The sequence below is a fragment of the Rubrobacter aplysinae genome (assembly GCF_001029505.1).
GTDB lineage: Bacteria > Actinomycetota > Rubrobacteria > Rubrobacterales > Rubrobacteraceae > Rubrobacter_A > Rubrobacter_A aplysinae.
This window is the reverse complement of sequence record NZ_LEKH01000002.1, coordinates 244178-266276: the sequence shown is the minus strand read 5'-3', so window position 1 is coordinate 266276 and position 22099 is coordinate 244178. Positions and strand designations below refer to the sequence as shown.

Annotated in this window: 22 protein-coding genes; 16 read left to right on the top strand and 6 right to left on the bottom strand. The window is 66.6% G+C overall.

The genetic code is table 11. The annotated features are described in order from the left end of the window. Window positions 1-211 precede the first annotated feature (211 nt). On the top strand, window positions 212-439 hold the full coding sequence (locus tag ABD53_RS03640) for a DUF2283 domain-containing protein (protein ID WP_053057636.1): 228 nt from the start codon (window positions 212-214) through the stop codon (window positions 437-439). 82 nt (window positions 440-521) lie between these two features. Here the strand turns inward: ABD53_RS03640 and ABD53_RS03635 are convergent, their stop codons facing one another. Further along, window positions 522-962, bottom strand: coding sequence for a MarR family winged helix-turn-helix transcriptional regulator (locus tag ABD53_RS03635; protein WP_200900265.1), 441 nt, complete (start codon window positions 960-962; stop codon window positions 522-524). A gap of 94 nt (window positions 963-1056) precedes the next feature. On the opposite strand from ABD53_RS03635, the gene ABD53_RS03630 reads away from it, so the two are divergent. Beyond that, entirely contained in the window at window positions 1057-1419 is a 363-nt protein-coding gene (locus tag ABD53_RS03630; protein ID WP_047864360.1) for a VOC family protein, read from the top strand. A 427-nt stretch (window positions 1420-1846) separates the two neighbouring features. Here ABD53_RS03630 and ABD53_RS03625 read toward each other — a convergent pair whose 3' ends face one another. Further along, the gene (locus tag ABD53_RS03625) at window positions 1847-3244 is read right to left on the bottom strand and encodes an aminotransferase-like domain-containing protein (protein WP_200900264.1); all 1398 of its coding nucleotides are present in this window, start codon (window positions 3242-3244) and stop codon (window positions 1847-1849) included. Between ABD53_RS03625 and ABD53_RS03620 the strand changes: the two genes are divergently transcribed. The 3 genes from ABD53_RS03620 to ABD53_RS17900 all read left to right on the top strand — a co-directional run bounded on the left by ABD53_RS03620 (window position 3243) and on the right by ABD53_RS17900 (window position 5414). After that, window positions 3243-4241 carry a DMT family transporter gene (locus ABD53_RS03620; RefSeq protein ID WP_327286712.1) on the top strand — a complete coding sequence of 333 codons (999 nt, stop codon included), beginning with the start codon at window positions 3243-3245 and terminating at the stop codon, window positions 4239-4241. The genes ABD53_RS03625 and ABD53_RS03620 overlap by 2 nt on opposite strands. A 56-nt stretch (window positions 4242-4297) precedes the next feature. Beyond that, complete coding sequence (locus ABD53_RS16785) at window positions 4298-5107, top strand: MOSC domain-containing protein (protein WP_327286722.1); 810 nt, start codon at window positions 4298-4300, stop codon at window positions 5105-5107. A gap of 64 nt (window positions 5108-5171) precedes the next feature. Continuing rightward, window positions 5172-5414 carry a DUF4158 domain-containing protein gene (locus ABD53_RS17900; protein ID WP_084709254.1) on the top strand — a complete coding sequence of 81 codons (243 nt, stop codon included), beginning with the start codon at window positions 5172-5174 and terminating at the stop codon, window positions 5412-5414. Here the strand turns inward: ABD53_RS17900 and glgP are convergent. Together glgP and ABD53_RS03605 are read right to left on the bottom strand one after the other, a co-directional pair. Continuing rightward, entirely contained in the window at window positions 5369-7543 is a 2175-nt protein-coding gene (gene glgP / locus ABD53_RS03610; RefSeq protein ID WP_047864358.1) for an alpha-glucan family phosphorylase, read from the bottom strand. The genes ABD53_RS17900 and glgP overlap by 46 nt on opposite strands. Window positions 7544-7674: 131 nt before the next feature. Further along, a complete protein-coding gene (locus tag ABD53_RS03605) occupies window positions 7675-8508 on the bottom strand; it encodes a hypothetical protein (RefSeq protein WP_047864357.1) in 834 nt (277 codons plus the stop codon). A 266-nt stretch (window positions 8509-8774) separates the two neighbouring features. Here ABD53_RS03605 and ABD53_RS03600 point away from each other — a divergent pair, with 266 nt between their 5' ends. The 6 genes from ABD53_RS03600 (at window position 8775) to ABD53_RS03575 (ending at window position 15508) form a co-directional block, all read left to right on the top strand. After that, a complete protein-coding gene (locus tag ABD53_RS03600) occupies window positions 8775-9302 on the top strand; it encodes a MarR family winged helix-turn-helix transcriptional regulator (RefSeq protein WP_053057635.1) in 528 nt (175 codons plus the stop codon). Between the two features lie 8 nt (window positions 9303-9310). Further along, the gene (locus ABD53_RS03595) at window positions 9311-12544 is read left to right on the top strand and encodes an efflux RND transporter permease subunit (protein ID WP_053057634.1); all 3234 of its coding nucleotides are present in this window, start codon (window positions 9311-9313) and stop codon (window positions 12542-12544) included. Window position 12545: 1 nt separating this feature from the next. Beyond that, entirely contained in the window at window positions 12546-13049 is a 504-nt protein-coding gene (locus ABD53_RS03590) for a hypothetical protein (protein WP_047864356.1), read from the top strand. A 91-nt stretch (window positions 13050-13140) separates the two neighbouring features. Continuing rightward, on the top strand, window positions 13141-13584 hold the full coding sequence (locus ABD53_RS15655) for a PRC-barrel domain-containing protein (protein ID WP_053057633.1): 444 nt from the start codon (window positions 13141-13143) through the stop codon (window positions 13582-13584). Window positions 13585-13874: 290 nt separating this feature from the next. Further along, window positions 13875-14759: an EamA family transporter gene (locus ABD53_RS03580; RefSeq protein ID WP_047864355.1), complete on the top strand. Its 885-nt coding sequence runs from the start codon at window positions 13875-13877 to the stop codon at window positions 14757-14759. A 110-nt stretch (window positions 14760-14869) separates the two neighbouring features. Beyond that, window positions 14870-15508 carry a class E sortase gene (locus ABD53_RS03575; RefSeq protein WP_235401284.1) on the top strand — a complete coding sequence of 213 codons (639 nt, stop codon included), beginning with the start codon at window positions 14870-14872 and terminating at the stop codon, window positions 15506-15508. A 34-nt stretch (window positions 15509-15542) separates the two neighbouring features. Here the strand turns inward: ABD53_RS03575 and ABD53_RS03570 are convergent, their stop codons facing one another. Then, complete coding sequence (locus tag ABD53_RS03570; protein ID WP_235401282.1) at window positions 15543-16331, bottom strand: lipoate--protein ligase family protein; 789 nt, start codon at window positions 16329-16331, stop codon at window positions 15543-15545. Further along, window positions 16328-16684 carry a hypothetical protein gene (locus tag ABD53_RS03565; RefSeq protein ID WP_047864353.1) on the bottom strand — a complete coding sequence of 119 codons (357 nt, stop codon included), beginning with the start codon at window positions 16682-16684 and terminating at the stop codon, window positions 16328-16330. The genes ABD53_RS03570 and ABD53_RS03565 overlap by 4 nt, the downstream gene beginning before the upstream one ends. A 115-nt stretch (window positions 16685-16799) precedes the next feature. Between ABD53_RS03565 and ABD53_RS03560 the strand changes: the two genes are divergently transcribed. From ABD53_RS03560 to ABD53_RS03540, 5 genes are all read left to right on the top strand, one after another. After that, a complete protein-coding gene (locus ABD53_RS03560) occupies window positions 16800-17576 on the top strand; it encodes a lipoate--protein ligase family protein (protein ID WP_053057632.1) in 777 nt (258 codons plus the stop codon). Between the two features lie 218 nt (window positions 17577-17794). Continuing rightward, complete coding sequence (locus tag ABD53_RS15650; protein WP_152670553.1) at window positions 17795-18652, top strand: golvesin C-terminal-like domain-containing protein; 858 nt, start codon at window positions 17795-17797, stop codon at window positions 18650-18652. A gap of 111 nt (window positions 18653-18763) precedes the next feature. Next, the gene (locus ABD53_RS03550) at window positions 18764-19378 is read left to right on the top strand and encodes a class I SAM-dependent methyltransferase (protein ID WP_047864352.1); all 615 of its coding nucleotides are present in this window, start codon (window positions 18764-18766) and stop codon (window positions 19376-19378) included. Next, window positions 19378-20115: a TVP38/TMEM64 family protein gene (locus ABD53_RS03545; RefSeq protein WP_047864351.1), complete on the top strand. Its 738-nt coding sequence runs from the start codon at window positions 19378-19380 to the stop codon at window positions 20113-20115. The genes ABD53_RS03550 and ABD53_RS03545 overlap by 1 nt, the downstream gene beginning before the upstream one ends. A 463-nt stretch (window positions 20116-20578) precedes the next feature. Further along, window positions 20579-22063 carry a protein kinase domain-containing protein gene (locus ABD53_RS03540; protein WP_327286721.1) on the top strand — a complete coding sequence of 495 codons (1485 nt, stop codon included), beginning with the start codon at window positions 20579-20581 and terminating at the stop codon, window positions 22061-22063. Window positions 22064-22099 lie beyond the last annotated feature (36 nt).

Below are 22099 nucleotides of genomic sequence, written 5' to 3'. Positions count from 1 at the left end.
CCTGATAGAGAAGGTGTCACCAGGGAGTTGTGTGAGCAGATAGTGAGAGGTGCCTACACAGAGTGTTTTCAGCAACCTGATGGGCGTTGGCGTTATTACGGTCGTCCAGAGGGATACGCTTACTATCTGCGAGTGATCGTCACCGAAGATGGTACGGGTCTTTTCAACGCTTTCTTCGATGAGGGCTATACTCGCCAGAGGAGGAGCCAGCGTGGAGATTAGCTACTACCCAGATACCGATAGCCTGTTTATAAAGCTGCGGCCCGGTGCCGAAGCCACCGGTGAGGAGGTCGCTCCGGGTATCGTCTTCCACTACACTCCCGAGGGCGAAGTAACCGCTATTGAGATGGACTCCAGAGCCTCCCATCTGGCAGACGTTACGAAGCTCAAGGCTGAGGGGATGCCCACGGTATCGATATCACACTCCCAGGCTGGTTAGGGATTAAAGCCCCGAGAGCAAGCCTTGTTTCTTCAGTGTCTCTGCAGAGAAGAGATCGGATACTGTCTCGGTTGGTGGGTAGCTAACCAGCCTCCAACGCGACGGTGCAGCGTTTGAGCGCAGATAACAACCCCTTACGCTCCTCTCCCGAGAGACCGGAGACCATCCGCTCCTCCACCGCTGTAACGCGCTCGTGTGCCTGGGCAAGCAACTCCGCGCCGCTCTGTGTCAGGTGGGCCTGCACGATCCGACCGTGGGTGGGGTGGGCGTGACGCTCTATTAGCTTCGCCGACTCCAGGCCGGAGAGGATGCCGCTCATCGTCTGCGGGGTCACGAAGCACCGGCGCGCAAGCTCCGCCCCGAAGAGCTCCTCTCCGCGCTCCAGCACGCTCAGGGCAGCGTACTGTGGCGTCGTGAGCCCTAGCGCGCGCACCTCGGAGTCCATCGCCAGCCGCAGCGCGTGCTGCACCCGCTTCAGCTCGTAGCCGACGCTCGAGTCGAGATCCACTTTACTCAACGTCAACCTACCTCCTTGTAAATTATCAGGATACTGATATTTTCTCAGTGTCCTGATAAGTATAGCGCGGCGCGGGTAGCGTTGCGGAGAGGAGAGGAAGATGGCCAGGGTAGTCGGACCGGATTTCGTGGGGTTGCAGGTGTGGGATCTCGCCGCTTCGCGGCGGTTCTACGAGGAGAGATTGGGTCTTGAGGTGTCGCCGCAGGGGCCGCCGAATGCGGTCGTGTTCATGAGCCAGCCGATACCGTTCGCCGTGCGCGAGCCGGACGTGGACCTGGATTCCGTGGAGCGTCCCGGAGTGGGTGTAGCGCTCTGGATGCAGTGCGAAGACGCCGACGGATTGTGTGGCGGGCTGGAGAACGACGGTGTGGAGATAGCGCAGCCTCCGTTCGACGGACCGTTCGGTCGCACGTTCGCGTTCGTAGACCCGGACGGATATACGATCACCGCCCACGAGCAGTAGCTTAAGAAGGCACCCAAAAACCCTCTACAGCGCCTTGCTTCCTCCTATTAGAAGCGATTTGGTGAGCTTGGTGCTGTTAGTGACACGAATTATCGGAAGCTCGTGGGCACACAGCGGATTTAGGAGCGTCCTCACCGGGTCGTCTCCGTCACCAGCACCGCGTCGATATTCGAGACTAGGCGAGTGCCATTATCTTGCCCCGCCCAATTGACTGTTTGCCCTTCGCCTTACGGATGCCCGAGAAGCGTCTCCTTGAACACTTCGACCGCCTCGAGGTAAGCTTGCTCGGCGCACTCCAGGAGATCCCGTTCCTGCCCATCGCAGTCTTGGCCGATGGTGGACCCTCGGCGGTAAATTGCCACTCTCAAATGACCATCATCGTATGACAGAGAAAGTGGAGTCTAAAAGGTCCTCGGTACGTTGCAGCTCATGCCATCTTGTCTTCCTCTAGCACTCGCGCGAGAATCTCCACCCCCCTGGCAAGCTCCTCGGGCCCAGCGCCCACGTAGCTCAAGCGGAGAAATGGCCCGGTCGGCTCGGCCGGGAACCAGTGCCGACCCGGGCTCACCACTACACCCTCCCGCCTGGCGTTCGCGGCGACGAGCAGGTCGTCAGCCCCTTCCGGCAGCCCGACCCAGAGGTGCAACCCACTCTTGGGTACTGGGGGCATCCGTACTCCGGGCAAGCGGGTCCCCACGACGCTCACGAGCGCGTCGCGGCGCAGCCGGAGTTCTTTGCGCACCTTTCGGCGATGCTTCTCCCAGGCCGGAGAGGATAAGAGGTCGAGAGCCGCTTCCTGCAAGGGTCCGGCCACGAAGAGATCGCCGACCAGCCGGGCCGCCTTCAACCTCGCGCCCGCGGGTCCTTTAGCGCACAGGGCCGCCAATCTCATGCCCGGTGCCAGGATCTTGCTTAGCGAACGCACATACACCACGTGCCCGTCGGGGTCCCCGCTTGCCAGTGTTGGCGGCGGCTTGCCATCCAGAGCGAAGTCGCGCGCCCAGTCATCCTCTATCAGAAACGCCCCGGCTCCTCGCACCGCTCCCAGGACCGCCTCTCTACGTCTCAAGGAGAGCACGGCTCCGTGCGGGTTGGCGTAGAGCGGCTGGCAGTAGAACAGCCTGGAGCCCGTGGCCGCGAACGCCTCCTCCAGGAGCTCCGACCGTACCCCGTCCTTGTCCGTGGGCACGGGCACCGGCACTAGACCCGCGGCCTTCGCCGCCGCGATCGCGCCCACGTACGTCGGAGACTCGACGAGGACCGGTGAGCCTGGTGCCGCCAGTGCCTGGAACGCCGCCGAGAGAGCCGCCTGCCCGCCCGAAGCCACGACGGCGTCGTGTGCCCCGAAGCCACCTCCGGCCTCCCTCGCGAACCATGCCCTGAGCTGCTCCGAACCTTCGATCGGGGCCCTGCCCCATGCTCCCGGCCGGCGCGCGGCCCGTCCCATCGCCGCGGCCAACTGCGTTAGAGGCTGCAGGTCCTCGGAGAGGTACCCGCTCGTCAGAGGTATCGACCCGGGTCCTGGCACCGCCAAGAGCTCACCGAGGCCGTTGGCGGCCACCGTCCTCTCTCCGAGCGCCACGCTCTGCCACCCGTAGTCTGGCGCTGATCCACCCGAAGGTAGAGCCTCCCGCGCCGCGACGAAGCTGCCTCGTCCAGGCTTCGCTTCCACCAACCCCTCCGCCACGAGCCGCTGCACGGCCCTCTGCACCGTCACCGGTCCTGCCCGGTGGCGGGCCATCAGCTCTCGCACCGAAGGCAGCCTCTCCCCAGGCTGGCCGGCCTCGGCCTCCGACCTCAGGGCTTCAACTATTTGCGTTACCATGTTATCGTTATCCATGAATAATAATAGTAACGTTACAGCAACCAAGACGAAAACGCAAGCCCCGAGGACCCGGGGCTTCTTGTTCGGGTTCCTGGGAGTTTTGGCCTTCAGCTTCACCGTCCCCCTGACCCGGGTGGCGGTGGCGGACTTGGACCCGGCATTCGTGGGGCTGGCGAGAGCACTCGTCGCCGCGGTGCTCGCGGCACTGGTGCTGGCCCTGACGCGCCAACGTCTACCGGAGCGTCACCAGTGGACGAGGTTGGTGATCGTGGGCTCGGGCGTCATCGTTGGATTCCCACTCTTTACATCTCTGGCCTTGAGGGAGATGCTGGCGGCGGATGCGGCGGTGATCGTGGGGCTCTTGCCGGCGGCAACGGCGGTGATGGCCGTGTTACGGGGTGGAGAGCGGCCTTCTAGGGCGTTCTGGGGCGCTTGCGCGTTCGGGTTGTTCGCGGTGCTCTTGTTCGCGGTATCGCAGGGAGCAGGTTTGGTGCCGGAGCGAGGGCATCTTCTAGCCCTGATCGCGATCTTCGCATGCGCCCTGGGCTACGCGGAGGGTGGGGCACTCGCCCGGGAGATGGGCGGGTGGCGCGTGATCTCCTGGGCTCTGGTGATCTTCGCGCCCCTGCTTGCGCCCTTTGTGGCCTGGTCGGTTTTCGGAGAGGGCGGGGCGGGACTTTCCGAGGCCGGAGCCGCAGCCTGGGCGTGCTTCGCCTACGTCTCGGTGATAAGCATGTTCCTGGGATTCTTCGTCTGGTACAGGGGTCTGGCAGAGGGTGGCGTAGCGCGCGTTGGTCAGGTTCAACTCTCCCAGCCCGTGCTCACACTCGTGTGGTCCGCTCTGCTGCTCGGGGAGCGGGTCGGGTCCTTTACCGTCCTGTGCGTCGTGCTGGTCCTCGCAAGCGTCGCCGTGGGTCAGAGAACGAGGGTCAAGGGCGGTGCCGGGGGCAGAAAAGCAGAGTCCGTAAGCACGCAGCGGAAGAGGTGGGTCGGATAGGTCGTATAGGTCGCCGTGGGTAATCTATTGAAGAAAGGACCATCGCATTGAAGCAGATGCAGGAAAACGAAATCGTTTCGCTGACCGCCTGTGTGGCGTACATCTTGGGTGTCGGACCTTCGGAAGTTCCTGGCGATGGAGGGGTACGCTTGAACCAGTGGCTTGCCGTGCGTAATCTCGGGTTAGTTCCGGTCGAGTCACCTCAGAGTTTTGAGTGGCCCGGACGGTTTATCGGCCTCTGCGCTGACACTTCCTCTTGGGCCATTTTCTTTGGGGCGCCGCCAGGTGTCTTGCATGATCCGTTGGACCAGTCAACCAAAAGAGAGGGGGTGGCTTTCAAAGCTGCGTTCGTGCTTGCCGAGCATGATCCTCTTCGTAGAGCCGAGGTCGGTCAAGGATCTAAAGAAGTCGGCAGGATCGAATTGATCGGGGTTGCTGCTAAGGCCGAAGCCCCTATGAGGGTAGTCTCATCCGCTGAAGCCACCGTGTGTTGCGGGTTAGTGGGTGACCGCTACGAGAAGGGGGCCGGAACATTCTCGGACCCGGCTGGCCGCGGTTACGATCTGACCTTGGTGGAGGCCGAAGCCATTGAGGGACTGACTGCGAAGGGTGTGAAACTCGCGCCGGAGGAAGCCCGGCGGAACCTCGTAGTAAGAGGTATAGCTCTGGATGACCTGATCGGGCGTCGCTTTAAGGTCGGAGAGGTCGAATGCCTCGGCCAGAGACGATGCGAGCCATGTGCGCAGCTCGAAAAGCTAACCCGGCCAGGAGTGCTGCGCGGCTTGGTGCATAGAGGAGGGCTACGCGCCGACATACTCTCAAGCGGAGAGATTCATACCGGCGACCTTATCGAGGTATCGGAGTAGGCGCAAAGCTTACTAATGTCGCTCGGCTTCCTCACCGAAGAGCAGTGGTGCTCCTACGGACAGTATGCTGATTCCCCCCTCCTCCGAACAACTGGCCCGCTGTTTCCACCTGGATGACGAAGACAGGCTTCTGATCTCCAATCGCAGAAGAGACCGCAACCACCTGGGCTTCTGCCTGCAGCTAGTCACCGTTCGCTTCCTTGACACTTTTCTAGCTGGCACGAACAGCAGTGTAATCGAGCGCCGGGGTCCACCGGCATCTCAGCGAGGCTGGCGGGTGCGGGGCACGTATAGGCTGTGGACGTAGTCGCGGACCATGCGCTGGGTCGAGAAGCGGGGGGCGACCGTGGCTATCGCCTCGCGCATCACCGAGACCCACGCCTCTGGCACGCCGTCCGCGCCGCGCTCGTAGAAGGCGGGCAGGATCTCCTCTTCCAGCGTGGCGTATAGCGACTCGGCGTCGGCGGCGTCCTGCTCCTCGTTGGTGGCGTAACCGGAGCCGTTACCTATGTTCCAGCCGTTTCGTCCGTTGTAGGCCTCGGGCCACCAGCCGTCGGGGACACTGAAGTTCGGGGCGCCGTTCAGGGAAGCCTTCTGGCCCGAGGTTCCGCTGGCCTCCAGCGGACGGCGCGGGTTGTTCATCCACAGGTCCACGCCCTGCACCATGCGGCGGGCGAGGTCCATGTCGTAGTCCTCCAGGACGAAGAGGCTGCCGGCGAGCTCGCCTTCGGCGGCCTCGTGCAGGGCCTGGATGTACTCCTTGCCAGGGCTGTCAGCCGGGTGGGCCTTGCCCGCGAAGACGAACTGTACTGGGCGTCCGGCGTCGGTGGCTATCCTCTTTATGCGCGCTAGATCCGACAGGAGAAGCGTCGCCCGCTTGTAGGTTGCGAAGCGGCGGGCGAAGCCGATGGTCAGGGCCTCCGGGTCCAGCTCCTTCGCGGTCAGGCCGTCGCGTCCGGCGCGGGCCTTGAGGCGGGCGTTCACGTTCTCGACCATCTCCAGCTTCGAGGTCCGGTGGGCGTCCCAGAGCTCCCCCGAGGGCGCCTCGTAGGCGAAGGTCCACACTCCTGGGTCCTCGGCGGCGTTGCGCCAGGCCCGGCCGCCGGAGTAGGCGTCGTAGAGGTCGGCCATGTGCGACGAGAGCCAGCTCCAGGTGTGGACGCCGTTCGTGACGTGGGTTATGGACCGGCCCCCGTCGCCCGGGAGCGGGTCCGGGGAGCCTGGCTCTCCCTGCGTGAAGAGGTGGCTCCACATCTCCTCGGAGACGTCGCGGTGGATGGCGGAGACCGCGTTACGCCCGGAGGAGAGCCTCATGGCGAGCACGGTCATGTTGAAGACCTCGCCCCACTGCTCGGTCTTGCGCCCGAGCGCCCACAGCCCCGCATCGTCGGTGCCCAGGCGGGCCGCCCAGGAGTCTGTGAACTCCCCGAAAAGTTCCGGGGAGAACGCGTCGTGCCCGGCGGAGACGGGGGTGTGGGTGGTGAAGACCGTGCTGCGGGAGATACTCTTGCGCGCCTCGTCGAACGAGGAACCGGCGGCCACGAGCTCCCGGATGCGCTCCAGGCCGAGGAAGGCGGCATGGCCCTCGTTCATGTGATAGACGGGCGGCCGCAGCCCGACGGCGCGCAGAGCCCGGACGCCGCCGACGCCCAGGATCACCTCCTGGGCGATGCGGGTGCGGTTGTCGCCGCCGTAGAGCCGGGCGGTTATGTGACGGTCTTCGCCGGTGTTCTCGGGGATGTCGGCGTCCAGTAAGAGCACCTCCGAGCGCCCGACCTCGACCCGCCACACCTTGAGGTAGAGCTCCCTGCCGGGGAGCTCTACGGTCACGATCACCTCTCCGCCGTCGGGATCCAGCGCCGCCCTTACCGGCCTCCCTTCGGGGTGGAAGGGCTCGTAGTCCTCGCGCTGCCAGCCCTCGCCGTCTATGCGCTGGCGGAAGAAGCCCTGGGCGTACAAGAGCCCCACGCCGACGAGCGGCAGGCCGAGGTCCGAGGCGCTCTTTACGTGATCCCCGGCGAGTACGCCGAGGCCGCCGGAGTAGATCGGCAACGACTCGTGCAGCCCGAACTCGGCGGAGAAGTACGCGACCAGCGGCCCCCGCGAGCGGCCGTCCAGAAGCTCCGGGTAGGCGTAGCCCATCCAGGTCTCGCGCTCGTGCAGGTAATCGTCGAAGCCCTTGAGGACTTGGTGGTAGGCGTCCACGAAGTCGGCGTCCCGGGCGGCGGCTTCCAGGCCCCCGGTCTCCGAGAGTAGCCTGACCGGGTTGTGCTCGGTCCTCTCCCACAGCTCGGGGTCTAGGCGGGTGAAGAGCCTCCGGGCCCCCGGCTGCCAGGTCCAGAAAAGGTTGTAGGCCAGCTCCGGCAGCCGCCGTAGCCGCTGTGGCACGTCGATGTTCACGGTCTGGGCCGCCTCTCTAGGGTCGTGTTGGGTCATGCTGACGGGATACCGGGGAACTCCTCCGGCGCAACCCGCTCTACAAGCCCTGCAAGTGATCTACAGAGACGCATTGTAAGGGGGTTTCGTGGAGGTGCAAACGCCCCGATCTCCGGGACCGTGCCGCCCGCCTACGCCGAATCTTCCCCGAGCTCACGCAGCAGCCGCTTTATCCTCGGGGCGAGGGCGTCGAGCTCCTCTGGGGCGCAGTTGACGTGGACGTGGACGGTAACCCCGCTCCCGCCGACGCCCCCGGCGCCTGCGGACGAGCTCTCCGGGTCATCCGAGACCGCCGAGGCTGCCGAGGCGTTCGAGAAGGAGAGCTGGGTCTGATGGTCCGCCTCCGCCCCGGCGTCTTTGCCGGGCTCTTCCCGCCCGTTCTCACGCGGGTCCTCTCCGGCCGATCCCGGGCCGGGTTGTCCGGCGCCCGCCGCGGGGGGCGAGGAGTCTCCCGGCAGGGTCTCTGACGGATGATCGTCGTAGTTGGCAACGAGCATCCCGGCCTCCTCGCTCAGGAGGTTTGCGGCTTTGAGGATTCCGATAACTGCCAGCGCCCCGGTCATCACGGGCTTGTTGCGGGGCTGTCCGGCGTAGTGCGCGATGTAGGCCTGCAGGGTGGAGGGGAAGATGCCCTCGCGCAGCTTCACGGCGGAGAGCACGTTCTGCATGAACTCGTCCCGGGAGACCAGATCGCGCCACTTGCGCTGGATCGCCGCGCGGTCCTTGCGGGCCAGCGCCAGCGCCAGCGACCGTCCCTGCTCGGTGACGAACTTCTCCCGGTCGCCGGCGAGTATCCCGATGCTCGTGAGAAACGCGTTGTTGCGGCTGACGCTCGACTGGTGGACGATGTCCAGCTTGCTCACGTCCCCGGGGTTGGACGCCTCGTCCCGGGTGCCGTACGCGACGATTATGTTTGCGAGATCCTCGTAAGAGGAGCCCGGCAGCCTGAAGCCTTCTTCGGACATCTCACACCTCCTCTGCGCCGGTCCCCAGGAGACGACCCCGCTGCACGCCGCCGCGCGTTGCCGTACGTTACCCTACGTTGCTGCGCGGAATATTACATTAAAATCCCTCGTCCCGAAGCGGCCCGCGACGGATGAGGGCGCGGGCGGCACACGGACGACGAGTCAGAGCACCCGCCTCCCCGCCATCCTCTCGTTGACACCTCGCGCGCCGTGTAGTATTTACTTAAGCTACTTATTTAAGCTGCTTATTCTTGTGGAGGCCGGGTTTGGACGGACGGGAAGGCGCGGAAGGTACGGGAGGGACGCGGGAGGAGATCGTCGCCGGGATCATCGACGAGATGCTGCTCCTGCTGCCGGTTCTCGGGCGGGAGTTGGGCCGGCCCACGGCGGTGGAGCTGGAGGAGATCCCGGAGCACCGGCTGCCGGAGGACTCCCAGGTCTCTACCGGGCACGTCCAGATCATGATCGCACTAGCCCGGGGTCCGCACTCCGTGGGCGGGCTCGCGGAGGTGCTAGAGGTGTCGAGGCCGGCGGTGACGCAGCTCGTGGACCGGCTGGTTCGCTACGGGCTCGTGGAGCGCCGCCACGATACGGAGGACCGGCGGGTCGTGCTCGTGGACCTCGCCGCCGCGGACCGGGAGTCGGCGCGGAGGATCGTGGCCGCCCGCAGGAGGCCGCTGGAGCGGGCCGTGGACCGGATGGAGGAGGGTGAGGCGCGGATTTTCTCGCGGGGCCTCAAGCTCCTCGCGGAGGAACTCCACGCCGAGCACCACGTAGAGAGTCAGGGAAGTTAAGGAGCCGGATGAGTCGTATCGTAAGCTGGTGTCTTGGCAACAAGTCGGTCGTGATGCTCGCCGTCGTGCTCCTTATAGGAGGCGGCGGGTACGCCGCGACCCAGCTCAACCAGGAGCTGCTGCCCGACGTGGAGTTCCCGTTCGTCACCGTGCAGACCGCGGTGCCCGGGGCCGGGCCGGACGTGGTGGACGAGCAGGTCACCCAGAGCATCGAGGATGCGGTCGAGGGTGTAAGCGGGATCGAGGGCATAGAGTCCAACTCCACACAAGGGTTCTCCCTGGTAAACGTGGAGTTCGGGTTCGACACCACCCCGGAGGAGGCCGAGGAGGACCTGCAGTCCGCACTCGAAGGCGTAGAGCTCCCCGAGCAGGCCGCGTCCCCCGAGGTCGCGACCCAGTCCGCCGACAGCCTCCCGGTCGTAAACCTCTCGCTCGAAGCCGGGGACCGCTCCCTCACGGAGCTCACGCGGTACGCCGAGGACGAGGTAATACCGGGCCTCGAAGAGGTCGAGGGTGTGAGCAGCGCGAGCCTGCTCGGCGGCTCCGGAGAGCAGATAAGCGTCCGGCTCGACACCGAGAAGCTCGAAGAGAAAGGCGTGCCCCCGGAGGCCGTTGTCGGGGCGATAAGCGGGGCCGGCGGCTCTACCCCGGTCGGCGAGGTCGTGGTGGACGGCGCCTCCGCGCCCGTCGTAACGGAGACCGGGCTCGGCGGCATCGAGGCGCTACGAGAGCTGCCGGTAGGCGGCGCAGCGGCCGCCGCTCCCACGGGCGGAGCCCCGAGCGGGGCCAGTGGCTCCGGCGGCTCCCCCGAGGGGGCAACCGGGGGCGCGCCGCCGTCCGGAGGCTCGTCTGGTGGAGCGCCATCAGGTGCAGCGCCCAGCGGAGCGCCGTCGGGCGAGGCCCCGGAGCCGGTGCTTCTGGAGGACGTTGCGGAGGTAAGCCAGAGCGAGGAGAACCTGGCCGGCATCTCGCGCACCGACGGCGAGCCGAGCATCGGGCTGTCCGTGATCAAGGAGCAGGAGGCGAACACCGTCGAGGTCGCGGAGGGGGTCAGGGAAGAGCTCGGCGGGGTACGCGACGAGCTCGGCGACGACGGCGTGAACGTCGTCTTCGACACCTCCGAGGACGTCGAGGAGTCCGTGAGCGGGCTCGTGGAGAAGGCGCTGCTCGGCGCGGCGTTTGCGATAGCCGTGATCTTCATCTTTCTGCGCTCGGTGAGGGCGACGCTCGTGACGGCTGTCTCCCTGCCGACCTCGGTGCTCGCAGCCCTCCTGTTCTCGTGGGGTGAGGGGCTGACGCTGAACATCCTCACGCTCGCGGGGCTCACCATCGCCATCGGGCGGGTGGTGGACGACGCCATCGTGGTGCTCGAGAACGCCTACCGCTACATCCAGGAGGAAGGGCTCGACCCGGATGAGGCTGCACTGAGGGGCACGAGCGAGGTTGCGAGCGCAATCACCTCCTCGACGCTGTGTACCGTGGCCGTGTTCCTGCCGCTCGGGCTCGTCGGCGGCATCGTGAGCGAGTTCTTCCTGCCGCTGTCGCTAACGGTCGCGTTCGCCCTGATCGCGTCTCTCATAGTCTCCGTGACCATCATCCCGGTGCTCGTGAGCCTGTTCATAAAGCGCCGGGGCGTGCCCCAGAATACGGCCCAGGACCCACAGAACTCGGGGGAGCAGCGTCAGGGGCTCCTGGTCAGGCTCTACACCCCGGTGCTCCGCTGGGGCCTCGGGCACCGCGCCATCGTGCTCGTGGTGGCCGGCGTGCTCTTCGCGGGAGGCCTCGGGGCGGCGTTCCTGCTGCCGACGAGCTTCTTCCCGCCGAGCGAGTCCCAGACCGTAATAGCCGACGTGGAGCTCGAAGACGGGTCTTCGCTGCAGGAGAGCTCGGAGCAGGTCAGGCCCTTCGAGGACTTCCTGCTCGACGACGGGGGAGTGGAGAGCTACCAGCTCTCCGTGGGCGGCGAGAGTGCCCAGGGACAGCCGGGCGCGCGTCCCGACGACCAGGCCCAGGCGTTTATCTCCGTCGCGGAAGACGCGGACGTGGACTCGACCCTCGAACGGGTGCAGGAGCGAGGTGAGGAGCTGTTCGGCGGAGGCTTCCAGGCCCAGGTCCAGGAGCAGGGACCGCCGGCCGGCGGGCTCGCGGTCTCCGTAACCGGCGGCTCCGAAGAGGAGCGCGCCGTCGCCTCCGAAAAGATAGTGGACGAGATCTCCGGCGTCTCTGGCCTGGAGAACGTGCAGACCGACGCCACCGGTGGCGGACGGCAGATCTCGGTAGACGTGAACCCGCAAGACGCGGCCCGGGCCGGGGTCTCGCCGAGCGCGGTCTCCCAGTCGCTCGCGACCTACATAAGCGGGGGCGGCTCGGACCTGAGCATTACGGGCGACACGCCGGTCTCCGTGGGGGTGCCGGCCGACCGGGTAGACTCCGTGGACGACGTAGAGAGCCTGCCCGTCGGGGCGGCCGGGGCGAGCGTGGCGGACGTCGCCGACGTCGAGCAGTCCGAGGCTCCCTCTGCGATAAGCCGCACCGACGGCGAGGCGGGCGTGACCGTCTCCGGTGACATCTCCGGCGGCGACACGAACGCCGTCTCCACGGCGGTAGAGGAGCGGGTGGGTAACCTGGAGCTCGCAAACGGGGTAGAGGCGTCCGTCGGCGGCGAGTCCGAGGACATAGCAGAGAGCTTCAATCGCCTGTTCATCTCCATCGGGGTCGCGCTAGCGGCGGTGTTCCTGATCCTGGTCGTGTTCTTTAGCTCGCTGCTGTTGCCGCTCGTGATCCTGCTCGCCGTGCCGCTCACCACCATCGGGGCGTTCGGGGCGCTACTCATCACGGACACCGCGTTAAGCCTGCCGTCGCTTCTGGGCGTGCTGCTACTCATCGGGATCGTGGTAGCGAACTCCATCCTGCTCATAGACTTCGTCGTGAAGGCCCGTGGCCGCCACGACAACGTGACCGAGGCTATCGTGGAGGCCGGGCGGGCCCGGCTGCGGCCGATACTGATGACGGCGCTGGTGACGATCTTCGCGCTGTTGCCGCTTGCTTTAGGCTTCGGCGGCGGGGCGGTACTCATCTCCAACAGCCTGGCGATACCGGTGATCGGGGGCCTCTTGACCTCGACGTTCCTGACGCTCCTGGTGGTGCCGGTCGGCTACTCGGTGCTCGAAGGGGGCCGTGACCGCGCCCGCTGGCGGCGGGAGAAGCGCCGGCTCGCCAGGCTCCCGAAGGAGGAAGCCTAGCTTGGAGCCGCTCCGGGCCGGGGATCTGGCCCCGGCCACGCGCCTGTTCGCTATAGGCTCCGGGCGGGAGGTGGACCTGCGTAAGAGGGAGGGCGTGCCGCTGGTGCTCGTCTTCCATCTCCAGGGCACCGCCTCCGCGGCCGTGAATGTAAACCGGGCCGTGCGGGAGAGGTACGCCGCCGGCGAGGTAACGGTTGCGAGCGTCGTGGACCTCTCGCTGGTGCCGACTGTGTACTGGGGCACGGTGTGGATAGTGCTGCGGCAGGCCTACGAGCGCACGGCCTCTGATCTACCACCCGGCGCGGACCCCGAGGAGTACGTGATGATCCTGCCCGACTGGGCCGGACGCGTCACCCGGTCCTTCGGCCTTAGGGATACGGGCCGGGTGGCGGCCGTGGCCGCGGTAGACGGCGGTGGCCGGGTCGCGGGCGTCCGTCAGGGCGGAGACCCGGGGGATACGGCGCTCGCCTTCCTGCGGAGCCTCCCGGAGCAGGGTGGCGCGTAGCCGGCGGTTTGTGTTATGAGGTACGGGGGACAATATCCACACTACCCGCACCAGCAGATGACCTTGACGAGCGGCCGGAAGGAGGGCCCGCATGGGCGAGCAGGGACGCGGCGACCGTTTCCGGGAGCTTGAGGAGGCTTACTCCGGTTACTCGGTCTACGACCGGGACGGGGACAAGATCGGCAAGGTGGACGACCTGTTCGTGGACGAGTCCGGGCGCGAGGAGTATCTCGGCGTAAGGTTCGGGCTCTTCGGTAACAGGATCACGCTGGTACCGATGGAGATCGTGGCGGTAGACGAGGAGGAGGACTGCGCCGAGGTCACGATCGACCGGGAGGAGGTCAAGCACGGCCCCGCGTTCGGCCACGGTGGCGAGATAACCCCCGAGTTCGAGCAGAGGGTCCGGGCCCATTACGGCCTGCCTCCCCTGGAGGGCGGACGCTACGAGGAGCACCACTCGACGCCCCCGGCGGAGGACGGCGACGAGTATCGGGTCAGGATCCGACGCCGCACCCGCGAGGAGACCGATACGTAGAACTCCGGGTCCTGGTGTTTGTGAAAGCTCCTGAAAGCTCCTGGATCCCAGATGAGGGACACCGGGAGACCCTATAACCTCGGTAAGCGTTCCTGATAACAGAAAGCCGCCGGGGCTACGGGCGGGCGCGGCCGGAGAGCGGTTGCCTGTGCGAGAATGGTCGTCGTATGTATCGTGGGGGACAGCGAGCGGCGCACCGGCCGGGGCCGGGCGGACGCCTCCGGATATCCGGTAGGAGCCTGCTGAGGCATGGTACGGGGACCTTACGTACCTTACACGCCGTCTCGACGATGAAGGGGAGGCTGCGGCAGCGGGCGGGCTCCGTGCCGCCGACCTCGCTGGTGCTGTTCGCGATACTCTCGATGCAGCTCGGCTCTGCGACCGCCAAGGGTCTGTTCGAGGCCGTGGGGCCTTCGGGGGCGGTGTTCTTGAGGGTCGGGATCGCGGCCGCGCTGTGCGTGGCGGTGTGGCGGCTGCCGGCGCGGGGGTTGCCGGTATCGGATTACGCTGTCGTGGCGGCCTTCGGGCTAGTGCTCGGCGGCATGAACCTCTGCTTCTATCAGGCGCTGGACCGCATCCCGCTCGGGGTGGCGGTGACGCTGGAGTTTACCGGGCCCCTGGCGGTCGCGATCTTCGGCTCCCGCCGGCTGCTGGACCTCGTGTGGGGGTTTCTCGCGGCGGGCGGTATCTTCCTGCTCTCGCCGCTCGCCGCCTCCGGCTCCGGGGCCCCGGTGGATCTCGTCGGGGCGGGTTTCGCCCTGCTCGCGGGTATGTTCTGGGCCGGCTACATACTGCTCGGAGGCATGGTCGGACGCTCGCTGGGCAGCGGCGCCGGGCTCGCGCTCGCGACCTGCGTCGCCGCCGCCGCGCTCGCCCCGGTCGGGATAGCCGGGGCCGGCATGGATCTGCTGACGCCACAGGCGCTGCTCGGCGGCCTGGCGATAGCCCTGCTCTCCACGGCCATCCCGTACTCCCTGGAGCTGGAGGCGCTAAAGAACATACCGGCCAGGACTTTCGGGGTGCTTATGAGCCTGGAGCCCGCGGTTGCGGCGCTTATCGGGTTCGTGCTCCTCTCCGAAGAGCCCGGCGTGCTCCCGCTCGCCGCCATAGCCCTGGTGACCGTGGCCGCCGCCGGGAGCTCGGCCTCCAGAGAGGGACCGGGAGGCTCGGATTAAGGCCGGCCCCGGATAGGACACTCCCGTCACGAGCCGGTGCGGCGCGTTATGATAAGAGGTTCGGGCCCGTGGAAGGCCACGTCCGTTAGAGGCTCTCGTAGGAGGTGCGGGTGAGGATCAGGGGTATATTGACGGGCTTTCTGAGCCTGGGGCTGGTCGGGGCCGGGGTGGTCCTCATAGCCATGTTCGCCCTGAACTTCTTCCAGGGACCGGGCTCCTCGGGCTCCGACGGCTCCGGCGGCTCTGGTAGCGGGTTCAACGTGCCGGAGCTGAACGAGGGCACCTCGTCCGAGGTGGGCGGTCCCTCCGACAAGACCCTGAAGGTCACCGTCCCGGCCATGAGCCGCATAGAGGACGACAAGGTGCCCACGGCCGCCGGAGACAGCGAGAAGGCCCTCAAGGACAACGCCGCCATACACCTCAAAGGTACCGGCTACCCGTGGCAGCAAGAGGCCAACGTGTACCTCGCCGGTCACCGCCTCGGGTTCCCGAGAACCGAGAGCTTCCTGACCTTCTACGACCTCCAGAAGGTGGAGGACGGCGACAAGGTCTTCGTAGAGGATGCCGAGGGCACCGAGTACACCTACCGGGTCTTCAAGGAGTTCGTGGTAGGGCCCTCGGACCTCTCCGTTACAGAGCCCGTAAGCGGCAAGAACATCCTCACGTTGCAGACCTGCACCCTGCCGGACTACTCGGAGCGCCTGATCGTGCAGGCCGAGCTGGTAGAGACGGAGCCGGCAAACGCCTGACTTCTACAAGCTCTCCAGAGTTCTCCTGCCTGATCTACGGCAGGAGGTAGGTCCAGTCCGGGGAGCCGTAGTAGGCGGTTAGACTCTCGGCCTCCGAGAGCTCATCGTCGGTCAGCGAGTCCTCGGCCAGGTTGTTCCCGCCGGCGTAGTCGGTCTCGAAGGTCCGGATCATGCGCTCTATTACCTCTTCGCGCGGCAGCTCGGTCTGACGCCGGATAGGACCGACGCGCTTCTCGGCGCTCTCGACCGCCTTGTCGGAGAGCTTCTCCCGGCCGACGCGCAGGACGCGCAGCATCTTCTCGGCGTCTATGTCGTAGGCCATCGTCGTGTGGTGCAGGACCGCGCCGTGGCGGCGGGCCTGGGCCGCGCCCCCGATCTTGCCCGCCGCCGAGCTTATGTCGTTTATCGGCTCGTAGAAGGCCTCCACGCCCATCCCGCGCAGGGCGTCCACTACCCAGGCGTCCAGGAACTCGTAAGACTCGACCGTCGAGAGGCCCTCGACCAGCGAGACCGGGGCGTACATCGAGTAGGTGATTATGTTCGCCGGCTCGACGAACATCGCGCCCCCGCCGGTGGTGCGGCGCAGGATCTCGACGCCGTAGTCCCGCGCGGTCTCCTCGTCTAGCTCGTTGGATACCGCCTGGAAGCGGCCGATCACGACCTCCGGCAGGTAGCGCCCCCAGAACCGCAACGTCGGCGGCCGCTCTCCCTCCCCGACGCGCCGGGTCAGCACCTCGTCTACCGCGACGTTCATCGCCGGCTCGACGGGGCCGCCCCGGATCACACGCCACGAGTACTCAGACCACCTCGGGCCCACGCTCACGACTCGCTCCTCTCCGCGCTCTCCGCACTTTCAGTGCCGAGCGCCCGCCGGACGGCCTTCGCGATCGCCTCCGGGGAGAAGCCGATCATCTCGGTCCGCGGGTCGAGCGCCTCCCGCACCATCCCGGCGAGATCCTCCTCGGGTGCATCCTCCGGGGCTCCTTCGAGCGCCCGGACCAGCGCCGCGAGCTCCTCGGCGGGCTCCAGGAAGAAGTCTCCGGTGACCCCGACGCCGGAGAGCCTGCCGTCTTCTACCGTGAGGTCCACCGCGACCAGCTTACCCTGCGGCGTCTTGTACTCCCCGTGCGTGGCCCCTCCTCTCGCGTGAACTTCATAAACTACACAAGCCACCATCCAACCCGTCTAACTTCCCGATGAAACCAGAGAGCCGGGGCTTCCGCAACGGAGGCTGATAGACTCTTCCGGATATGCTAAGCGTGATCCACCAACCTGCGCCGGGGGAGCCGGGATGGAGCTGCTGACGCCGGAGAGGTTCGACGACCCTCGCACCCAGTACGGTTACGTCGGGGCGGTCTTCGATCAGGTCGCCTCGGGCGAGAGGCCGGCCACCGTCTCCATACTGCCCTCATCCCGGCACGTCGGGATGACGCGGCGCGACGCCCGGAGACCGGGTTTCGAGCAGGCCGTGCGGGAGTCGGAGGAGGAGGGCTATCCGGTGTTTCTCAGGGGCTCCGGCGGGGGCGCCACGGCCGCCGACTCCGGCACCTTCGGGTTCTCCATAGTCCGGCCCGCCGCCGAAGACGGCGCCAGGAGCATCGGGGAGCGTTACGACGAGGCCGCCGACCTGGTCCTCGCCGCCTTCGGCCGTCTCGGCGTCCGGGCCGAGGTCGGCGAGGTGCGGGCGGAGTTCTGCCCCGGCGACCACAGCATCCGGCACGGCGGCCCCGAAGACGGCATGAAGCTGGTCGGCATCGCCCAGCGCCTGACTCGCCGGGCCACGAGCGTCGGCGGCATAGTGCTCGTCAGCGGCGAAGAGCGGCTCGCCCGGGTACTGGGCCGGGTGTACTCCGCCCTCGAACTCCCTTTTCGCCCCGAAAGCGTCGGCAGCCTGCACCGGACCGGCTCCGGGGCCACCACCCAGGAGGCGGTACACGCCTTCGCGGAGGAGGCCCGCCTGCGCTACGGGGCCGTGCCCGCCGCCCTGGATAAGGCCACGCTGGATGTCGCGCGCTCGACCGGTCATCGTTTTCTCGCCCCCGAAAGTTCTGTTAGAGGCCGGGCCTGAGAGGCCGGATTCTTAATAAATCTTCCTCGGGGCTCTGCATGATGCTAAAGTTCCTTTACCGCCCGGCCGATAATACGAGGCGCTACACGAGACATGTGAGGTACGAGCCGCGCACCGCACGGTCGTAGTCTCGCGTAAAACCGGAGTCAGCGGAGTTTGAAAGTTTGAAAATTCGGGTCCGGCAGGGGGCCGGCCCGTAAATATACGGAGGGGGAAGATTGCTACGTTTGACCTTGGCCTTGACGGCCGCGCTGGTTGTATCCCTGATCTTTGCGCCGGCGGTCTCCGCCAGCCCTTACAAACAGGTGGTGGACAACGCCTCCAAGCGATTCTCCGCCTCCGGTAACTGGAAGGGCAGCTCCTGGAGCGACCAGAAGGTCGGCAGGAACTACCGCTACGCCAAGCCCCGGTCAATCCGGGACAATGCCTCGTACAAGGTCCGGGTGCCGAAGACCAAGAGGTACAGGGTCTTCGCCCGCTGGCCCGCGAGCAGAGGCTACAACAGCTCTACGCCTTTCGGGGTTCGCACCACCTCGGGGATTAAGTGGGACCGGGTGAATCAGACCAAGAACGGCGGTAAGTGGGTGCGGCTGGGCACCTTCAAGCTCAAGGCCGGAGACTCCAGGAAGGTCTTCGTAAGCCGGCGGGGTAAGGGCAAGGGGTATGTTATCGCCGACGCGGTGATGGTCAGGGAGGTGCAGAGGAAGAGGACCACCCTCACGCGGCGTCAGAAGGCTCTGCGGGAGGCGAAGACCTGGCTCGGGGTGCCGTACCGTTACGGCGGGACCTCACGCCAGGGGGTGGACTGCTCCGGCCTCACGATGCGGGTCTTCGATAAGGTCAACGTGTCCCTGCCGCGCACGGCGGCCTCACAGTACAGGAGCGGAGGCGCCACCCGCACGCCCCGGGTCGCGGACCTCGCCTTCGGGGACTACAACAACAGCGGCAGGATCGGACACGTCGGCATCTACTCCGGCAGGAAGAAGATGATCAACGCCCCCTATCCGGGCACCGTCGTGCGCTACGACCCGATACAGCCCCGCTACCACGTCGGGTACCGTAACCCGTTCCGCTAAAGAACCCTGAAGGACCCTGGCAGGCCCTGAAAGAGCGGAGCACGTCACATATTTCCCGGGAGGGGCGATAATCTTCGCTCTTCCCGGGCCTCCGGGTGGCATCATCGGGGTATGGACGGACCTAGCCACCCACGAACCGGCGTATTCGCCGGCATCTACGATCCCGTTATCGCGCCCTTCGAGCGGCTCGGGCTGGGGGGACTGCGGCGGGAGACGTTGCGGGGGCTCTCGGGGGCCGTGCTGGAGCTCGGGGTCGGCACCGGAAGGAGCCTCCGCTCCTACCCGGACTCCGTCTCGTCGGTGACCGGCGTAGATCCCGACGAGACGATGCTCGACCGGGCCGCCCGCCGCTTGCCGGAGGCCGGGATGCCGGTCCGGCTCCTGCGGGCCGCCGGCGAGGATCTACCCTTCCCTGACGGGAGCTTCGACGCCGTTACCGCTTTCTTGACCCTGTGTACGGTGCAGAGCCAGGAGGCCGCGTTGCGGGAGGCGTGGCGGGTGCTCGCGCCCGGCGGCGAGCTGCGGCTGCTGGAGCACGTGCGGGTCGAACGTAAGCCGCTCGGCCGCCTACAGGAAGCGCTGACGCCGGCCTGGAGCCGGCTCGCCGGAGGCTGCCACCTGGACCGGCGGACGCTGGAAGGGGTGAGCTCGGTGGGCTTCGAGGTCGAGCGGATCGGGCGTTATCTGGGCGGTGTGGTGCTCCGCATTCACGCCCGGCGGGCCTGATGAAGCCGGCCGGGGGCTCTGTTGACTCGATAAGGCTCGACACCCGCCGGGTGAGACGCATCAGGCTGGTTATCATCGTCGCGATGCTGGCGGCGTCGGGGCTCGCATACCTCCTTTCGCCGGCGTTCAGGACCGGGATCGAGTCCGTCATCCGCATACTCGCCCGGGGCGACGTCTCCGGGCTGCGGGACTACATCCTCTCCTTCGGGGCGTGGGCGCCCGTGGTCTCGACGCTCTTGATGGTGTTGCAGGCGATAGTTGCGCCGCTGCCGGCTTTCCTCATAACGTTCGCGAACGGCCTCGCCTTCGGGGCGTTCTGGGGCGGGCTGTTGAGCGTGTTCGGGGCCTCGGCGGCGGCCGTGGTGAGCTTCTGGATCTCACGCACCCTGGGCCGGGGGCCGGTGGAGGCGCTCGTCGGGAACACGAGCCTGGAGTCGGCGGACCACTGGTTTGCCCGCTACGGGGCCTACGCCGTTCTCGTCGGGCGGCTGGTCCCGGTATTGTCGTTCGACGTGATCTCCTTCGCCGCGGGACTCACACGCATGAGGTTCCCGGGCTTCCTGATCGCCACCGTGATCGGGGCCTCCCCGGCGACCTTCGTGTACGCCTACCTCGGGGGCCACGCCCCGCAGTACGTCGAGATCCTCTTCCTGGCCTTCGGCGTCATTATCGCCGTCGCCTTGGTGACCGTCTTTCTCCGCCGGCGCAGAGAAAAGAGCCGCAGCCGCGTCAAATGACCCCCAGAGCGGTCCGTGCCCAGGGGTGCGGACGTCGTAGATGCTCAGGGCGGGTAAAGCATGCAAGGTAGAAAGCCTCGCGGCGGGTGATACGGTTGGCACCACCACGATGCACGGGGTTAGAGCCGAGGTTAGCCCTGTCCCACCCGGACCCGCTCGGCTCCGAAATCCGGTAAAACGCCGCCGGTGGCCACCGCGCCGACAACCGTCGTACCGGCGGCCACCCACGCCCAGCTACATCCCGGTGCGGGTTACGCTAGCGGCCGGCCCCGGGGCCGGATGTGTGAAATATCCTGTTTACCGGCGCTCCCACTGGCGGTAAAGGCGAGCAAAAGGCAACAAAATGTGGCATATTATCGTGTCAGATTCCTCCATGTTGGGTAACCGGATGGTCCGCGGCCCGGACGGTATCCAGCATGAGACAAGCGATATATAATGCGCTGTCGAGGGAGGCGTCTAGAACATTTCGCAGAGGTTCGTAGTTCGTAAAGGCGGTGGAGCGCTGGAAGCCCCGGTAGGAAAAGTCCTTGGAGGGAGATACAGGGTAAAGGGCACGCTCGGGGCGGGCGGGATGGCCGTGGTGTATCGGGCCGAGGATGCCATCCTGGGCCGCGAGGTCGCCTTGAAGACCCTGAGACAGAGCTACGCCGAGGAGCGCGCCTTCCTGAGACGCTTCAAGCGGGAGGCCCGGGCGATGGCGTCCCTGGATCATCCCAAGATCGTCCGGGTATACGACATCTGCGAGGAGGGCGAGGCGCCCTTTATCGTGGCGGAGTGCGTCGAGGGCGAGGACGCGGGCCAGAGGCTGTCCCGGATCGGCAGCCTGGAGATAGGGGAGGCGGTCAGGATCGCCGGGCAGCTCCTCGAGGCCCTCTCCTACGCCCACGAGCAGGGGATAATCCACCGCGACGTCAAGCCCTCTAACGTGATGCTCACCGGCGGCTCCATAAAGGTCGCGGACTTCGGCATCGCGCGCATCGTCGAGGAGGCCCGCAACGGGGCCCCCGACAGACAGCACGATCAGGACGACCAGGACGACCAGGACGAGCTCCAGTCCGGCGAGGTCATAGGCAGCGCCCGCTACATGTCGCCGGAGCAGATCATGGGCCGCCAGGCGACGCCCCAGAGCGACATCTACTCCGTGGGGATACTCCTGTATCACTGTCTGACCGGCGAGCCGCCGTTCTCGGGCGACACCAGGAGCGTGGCCCGCCAGCAGATACACCGCGACCCGCTTCCGCCGCGCCGGCTGAACCGCAAGATCCCGCAGGGGCTCGAAGACGTGATCCTGAAGGCCCTTTCCAAGGACCCTTCGGCCCGTTACCCTTCCGCAGACGCCATGCTCTCGGCCCTGCGCAAGGAGGCCCCGGCAAAGCTCCTCTCACCGGCGACCTTCGGGCGTCTCCTCGGCGACCGCAAGAGATCGCTGGCGACCGCCGCGCTGGCCGCCGTCCTGCTCTCGGGGGTCGCGGCGGCGGGAGTCTCGGGCTACGTCGAAGGCCCGGAAGACCTGGCGGCCAGCCGCTCGTCCCAGCAGGGCGCCGGGATCACCGGCAAGTCCGGGGAGAGCGGCCAGGCGGGGCAGTCGGGAGAGGCGGAACAGAGCCGGGGACTCTCGGTCTTCGGCGGTCTCGGAGGCTCGGACGAGGACACCGGCTCCGGTGAAACGGCGGCCGGGGATACCGCCAGCGGTGATAATGGGTCCGGGAGTACCTCGGAGGGGGACCTCGTCGCCGTACCGGACGTGGACGCCTACTACGACTACTACGCCGAGGACGTGCTCGCCAGCCGGGGCTTCGAGACGAAGGTCGTCCACGAGTACCACGAGGGCTACAGCGACCGGGGCGTAACCTGGGGCACTGACCCGCTGTACGGGGAGCGGGTCCCGGAGGGCTCGACCGTTACGATCTACGCCACCCCCAAGGATCAGCCCCAGCCCCAGCTCTAGGAAGCTCTAGGAGACACCAAAAGAGGCCCCGGAACC